We start from the raw sequence: 1472 nt of genomic DNA on the forward strand, positions 1-1472 counted from the left end.
GAACATAGCGATCAAGGCAGACGTACGGAATTTACCCAGCTGTGCGTAGGCTTTATCTTTGTCGATCGACAGACCGATGTACCAGTCTGCATTCGGCAAATCGCTGATCGGGGTAAACGACAGAATTCGATCCTGACCCTTGAGGAGCACATCCTGATTGACCTTCTCGATGCGGACATTGGTACCTGGGTAGATGTCCTTGAGATTTTTCATCACCTGGTCCTTGTCCGGGCTAGCGATGATCTGACCGTCGCCGCTAACCAAAAACGCATGACCGATACCGCCGAAATCCACCGAGTTGATGATCTTCACCAGGGTTTGCAGGCTCAAGTCACCGGCTACCACACCGAGCAGTTCACCGTGCTTCTTGACCGGCATGGCGATGGTAACGATCAAGCCACCCACACCGGCTATATCCATATAGGGCGGCGTGAGCATGGTCTTGTCCGCGGCGACCGCTTGCTTGTACCAGGAGCGCTGACGCGGATCGTAACCATCCGGCATTTTCTCGTCAGGACGCTGGGTGAAGACGCCATTGGTTTGGCCAACGTAGGTGTACTGAAAGTTCGACGTGAAAGCCGATTGATCGACCAACCCTGGCAGGTCGGCACTGCTGCCTTGATAGGCCATATTTTGCGCAAGCGTTTCCAGGACCAGCACCCGGCCACTGAGCCAGTTCTGCACGCTGCTGGCCGTCAGATCGCCTGACTGCTGGATGGACGACTCCAGGTTTTGTTTGATGGTGCTGCGTTGCAGATAGTCGTTGTACAGCGTGAATAACGCGAAGGCCAGAACCACAACGCCTGACGCGGCCAACAGAATTTTATGACTGAATTTGAGATTCATTTCATCGACTTCTTTTTGCCAAAAGTGAGTGAGCGTGCTGGATGCAACTTTCCATGTAACGGTATAGGCGGACTCTTCGACCACTCTATTTCGGTGCGCGCATGGCTCATTAGGCTTTCGGCCTCGTCCGGATAAAACTTAAGGATTTGTGAGGCACATCCTCTTTTAATGTGAAAAACCGACCAATGGTAACGGCTCGGGATACTGACCAGGCCTTTGTCAATGCCATCTCTCGAGTGTGCAATACAGACGCTTTACAGCAACAACTACGGTTGGCTGCGCAGTTGATTGGACAATGCCGCAGATGCGGCCGACTTGACCTAGGACACCTTTGTCCCTCTGCTGCAGAAAACCGAGCGATTCTAACTGAAGGCACGTGAGCCTTTTTGCGCACGACTGCCAAGGAGTTGGTGATCGGCCACTGGCGTCGCAAAGAAATCGAGCGTGCCTACCTGGAATCCATCGCGCATTTACCCCAAGCACTGGCTCCAAGTGCCGAAGCTCAGATAAGAGAACATATGGCAGGAGCTCGCTCATACTTTTCGAGCGCCCAAAACAAAACCCCATCTGCTTTCGCAAATGGGGTTTCGGAATTTAATCTTGACGATGACCTACTCTCACATGGG

At 52.7% G+C, this 1472-nt stretch carries 1 protein-coding gene and 1 pseudogene; one reads left to right on the forward strand and one right to left on the reverse strand.

Going from position 1 to position 1472, the window contains the following annotated elements; all coding sequences use genetic code 11:
• The coding region (locus ACZRKZ_RS27705) for a cache domain-containing protein (protein ID WP_463983198.1) at positions 1-846 on the reverse strand (846 nt) is incomplete at its 3' end.
• A 288-nt stretch (positions 847-1134) separates the two neighbouring features.
• Here ACZRKZ_RS27705 and ACZRKZ_RS27710 point away from each other — a divergent pair.
• Positions 1135-1472: pseudogene (locus tag ACZRKZ_RS27710) on the forward strand (sigma-70 family RNA polymerase sigma factor); the annotation flags it as partial.

This window comes from Pseudomonas sp. c313 (assembly GCF_055407145.1).